The sequence below is a fragment of the Sphingomonas lacusdianchii genome (genome assembly GCF_022664395.1).
Lineage (GTDB): Bacteria > Pseudomonadota > Alphaproteobacteria > Sphingomonadales > Sphingomonadaceae > Sphingomonas > Sphingomonas lacusdianchii.
Genome location: NZ_JAKRET010000054.1, coordinates 1 through 4,134 on the forward strand (window position 1 = coordinate 1; position 4,134 = coordinate 4,134).

4 protein-coding genes are annotated in these 4,134 nt (G+C 62.9%); 3 read left to right on the forward strand and 1 reads right to left on the reverse strand.

All coding sequences use genetic code 11. The annotated features are described in order from the left end of the window. Nucleotides 1–427 precede the first annotated feature (427 nt). A complete protein-coding gene (locus MF607_RS22295) occupies nucleotides 428–1,336 on the reverse strand; it encodes a LysR family transcriptional regulator (protein WP_242122357.1) in 909 nt (302 codons plus the stop codon). A gap of 216 nt (nucleotides 1,337–1,552) precedes the next feature. Between MF607_RS22295 and MF607_RS22300 the strand changes: the two genes are divergently transcribed. From MF607_RS22300 to MF607_RS22310, 3 genes are read left to right on the forward strand one after another with little or no spacing between them, the layout of a single operon-like run. After that, nucleotides 1,553–2,221 carry a (R)-mandelonitrile lyase gene (locus MF607_RS22300; protein ID WP_242122358.1) on the forward strand — a complete coding sequence of 223 codons (669 nt, stop codon included), beginning with the start codon at nucleotides 1,553–1,555 and terminating at the stop codon, nucleotides 2,219–2,221. Next, complete coding sequence (locus MF607_RS22305) at nucleotides 2,218–3,108, forward strand: aldo/keto reductase (protein WP_242122359.1); 891 nt, start codon at nucleotides 2,218–2,220, stop codon at nucleotides 3,106–3,108. The genes MF607_RS22300 and MF607_RS22305 overlap by 4 nt, the downstream gene beginning before the upstream one ends. 39 nt (nucleotides 3,109–3,147) lie before the next feature. Beyond that, on the forward strand, nucleotides 3,148–3,903 hold the full coding sequence (locus MF607_RS22310) for an SDR family NAD(P)-dependent oxidoreductase (protein WP_242122360.1): 756 nt from the start codon (nucleotides 3,148–3,150) through the stop codon (nucleotides 3,901–3,903). Nucleotides 3,904–4,134: the final 231 nt, after the last annotated feature.

The following is a 4,134-nucleotide window of genomic DNA, read 5'->3' on the forward strand; positions in this document are numbered from 1 at the left end:
CTTCGCCAGGTCGATGGCGAGGATGTGGACGTCGGTCATCTGCTCCTCCTTCGCTTGGCACCTCCCGGTGCCGGTCCGGCATCATACGACGCCGCTCGAAGGGGGCATCCACCCCATCAGTTCAAACCTGAACGGGTGTCAAATTTGAGGAAGGGGGTAGCCGGCTTTTGATGACCAATTGTGGGTCCTGGCTACCGCGAAGCTTTCCGGCAGCTCCCGGCCGATTATCGGCCATTCAGTGGATCGGCGTGGCTTCCCGAAATCAGCCGTTCCGGTAACCTGCAGAAGTCCCGTTTTTCCATGTCTGATGGGCCGTTTCGGGAAAATGCAATCGGGAACAGGTTTCGGGAAGCCGGCCCCGATTGGAGGCATAAGAAGGCTAATCCTCCCGTGCCCGTCCCGCTGGACGTTCCCAATCGGGAAGGGGCTAATCCCTCAACGGCTGCACCTCTCTGATGAGATCGATCAGTAGACGCAGCCCGGTCGGAAGGTGCCGTCGTCCGGAGTAGTAGACGTGGAAGCCGCTGCCCGCGCTCGCCCAATCCTCCAGGACGGGCTGTAAGGCCCCGCTTTCCAGGTGCGGGGTGAGTGCAGCCTGCGTCGCGTAAACGATGCCAGCACCGCATAGCCCGAACGCCACGGCAGCGTGACTGCCATCGATCGTCAGGGGACCGGGCGTTGCAACAGCGAGTTCGTCGCCGTCACGCTCGAACTCCCAGTTATAGACCTGATCGTTCCCCAAGCGAATGCCAACGCATCGATGGTTTTTCAGATCTTGCGGGTCGCTCGGTGTACCGAACCGGGCGAGATATGCCGGTGCCGCAGCCGCGATCCAGCGTAAGTCCGGGGACAGCCGCTGCGCGATCATGTCTTCAGGCACTGTGCCGCCATACCGGATGCCGGCATCGAAGCCGCTGCCGATGACATCAACCATACGATTGGTGACGCTGATGTCGATCGCGACATCCGGATAGCGATCGACGAAGATCGGCATGACCGGCTTGAGCAGCAGCTCGACCGCATCCTCCAGAACATTGATCCTGACGCGGCCTGCCGGCGTGTCGCGATAGCGTTCGAGGTTGTCGCTCGCCGCTGCGATGGCCTGCATGGGAGTCTCGATAAGTGCCCGAAGCTCCTCACCCGCTGCGGTCAGCGTCACGCTGCGCGTGGTCCTGTTCAATAATCGAACGCCGCGCCGTCCCTCCAGCGCGGTGATCGCGTGGCTCAGCGCCGAAGTGGTGACGCCCATCGAGGCGGCCGCGCGGCGAAAGCTGCCATGCTTGGCGATTGCCAGAAAATAGGCGAAGTCGGCGAGGTCTGTCCGGCTCGGTTGCATGGCAACCTTCTAGCCCATTGTTGAGCAATGTTCATCGTCTCGTTGCCGGCCGGGCCGGTAATGCGAGCACCTTCAGCACCCTAAATTACGTTCCGAAGCGATCGTCATCGTGACAGTCGGATGATCGGAAGGGCGGCAACCATGATGAGGATCGGCATGTGCCTCGCTACGCTGCTGCTGCCCGTGGGCGCACAGGCGCAACAAGGAGCGACAGGCATGAGCATCGAGCGCAAGGCGGACATGAAGACCGTGGATGGTCCCGTCGAGAATTTCACCGGCAAGGCCACCATCACCGGGCAGTTCCAGCGCGAGGCGCCGTCACGGGTTTCCGGCGCCATCGTCCACTTCGAGCCAGGTGCGCGCACGGCCTGGCACACTCATCCTGCCGGCCAGACGCTGATCGTCACAGAAGGCGTAGGCTGGACGCAGATCTCGGGCGGACCGAAACTGGAGTTCCGGGCCGGCGACATCCTGTGGTGCCCCGCCGAACACAAGCACTGGCACGGCGCGACCCGGCATGAAGCCATGACTCATGTCGCCATCCAGGAAGCGGTCAACGGCACGCCCGTGACCTGGATGGAGAAGGTGACGGACGAGGAATATCTCGCGCCGCCGGCAAGGAGTGAAGCCATGCCGCACGTCATCGTGAAGCTCTGGCCCGGCAAGTCCGACGACCAGAAGCGGCGTCTGACCGAAACCATCACGAGCGGGGTCATGGAGACGCTCGGGTATGGCGAGGATGCTGTGTCGGTCGGGTTTGAGGAGGTCGCTCCCGCCGATTGGACGGCCAAGGTGTACGAGCCCGACGTCGCCGGAAAGTGGAGCACCCTGACCAAGCAGCCCGGTTACGGCGAGCAGCCGGCGGCCCGGAAGGAAGAACAATGATCCTGAACGAGACTTTCGCCCTTGCGGATGGCATCTCCATCCCAAAGCTCGGCCTTGGCACTTGGCGCATCGATGACGCCGCGGTCGTGCAGGTCGTTCGTGACGCCTTGGCTATTGGCTATCGCCACTTCGACACAGCGCAAGCCTATGGGAACGAGCGCGGTGTCGGCAAGGGTTTGCGGGCCAGCGGCATTGCGCGTGACGAGCTTTTCGTCACCACCAAGCTTGCAGCGGAGTCAAAGACCTACGCCGATGCGAAGAGCCGCATCGACGGCTCCCTGCACGCGCTCGGGCTCGACCACATCGACCTGATGTTGATCCACAGCCCGCAGCCGTGGACCGAGTTTCGCGAGGGCGGCAACTTCGATGCGGGCAACCTTGAGGCATGGCGCGCGCTTGAGGAAGCACAGCAGGCCGGCAAGCTCCGTGCAATCGGCGTCTCCAACTTCGAGCGCGGCGATCTCGACAACATCCTGCGGCATGGAACCGTGAAGCCTGCCGTCAATCAGGTGCTGGCGCATGTCGGCAATACGCCGTTCGATCTGATCGACTATTGCCGTGCGAAGGACGTGCTGGTCGAGGCGTACTCGCCTGTCGCGCATGGCGCGGCGCTTCAGCACCCCATGCTTGTCGAGCTGGCGGCCAAATACGGTGTCGGCGTGGCCCAGCTTTGCATCCGCTACTGTCTCCAACTCGGGCTGCTTCCGCTGCCCAAGTCCACCAATGCCGATCACATGCGCAGCAACGCGGGCGTCGATTTCGACATCAGCGAGGACGACATGTCTGCGCTTCGCGGCTCCGGCGATGCCATCGACTACGGCGAGGCCAGCGCCTTCCCCGTGTTCGGCAAGCCGCGCCAGGTGGCTCAATCGAGCGCCAACGCCTGATCGCCCTGCGCGTCCCCCATCAAACCGGAAAGGTATTCCATGTCTGATTATCAGCGTTTTGCCGGCAAGGTCGCCTTCATCACCGGCGCTGCCAGCGGGATCGGCCGCGCCACGGCCATCGCCTTTGCAGCCGAGGGCGCGCGTGTCGCCGTACTAGATCGCACTGAGGACTCTTTGGCCGAAACGGCCGACGCGGTGAAGAAGGCGGGGGCGGAGGTTCTGGTCATTGCCTGCGATGTGTCCCAGCCCGAGCAGGTCGAAGCGGCGGTGAGCCGGGTGGTCGAGACCTTCGGTCAACTCGACATCGCGTTCAACAATGCCGGCGTCGAGAACAAGGCCGCGCCCGTCCACGAGATCGAACTCGCCGAGTGGGACCGCATCCTCGACATCAACCTTCGCGGCACGTTCGTGTGCATGAAGCATGAGCTGGCGCAGATGATGCGGCAGGGTAACGGCGTGATCGTCAACACGTCGTCGGGTGCAGGCGTGCGCGGTGTGGCGGGCGGCGCGTCTTACACCGCCTCCAAGCACGCGATCATCGGTCTGACCAAGGCCGCGGCCCTCGATTACGCCAAGCAGAACATCCGCGTGAACGCGGTGCTGCCGGGCAATATCGAGACGCCGATGATGAATCGGTTCACGGACGGCGACATTCAGAAGGCGATCGATCTTGAGCCGGTCGGGCGCTTGGGCAAGCCGGAGGAGATCGCCGACGCCGTTCTTTGGATGAGCGCCGATCTGGGTGCATTCGTCACCGGCGCGGCGGTGTCCGTTGATGGGGGCTGGTCGCTTTAAACAATCAAGAACGGTTTTCTCGCGGAAGTTGCGCCGGAAAGCCGTCCGTGGATCAAGGAACCAGCGATTCCCAAAACACCATACCAATCGAGACAGCTCCGAGTCCCTTGATCACCATACCCCTTGGAGACAGTGCGGGTGGTCTCGCTCATTGCTTGTTTGCAGCATACCCCTGTGCGCGTGTCGCGATCGGGCGACGATCGTCCAGGCAAAACACCGACGCTTGCTCCT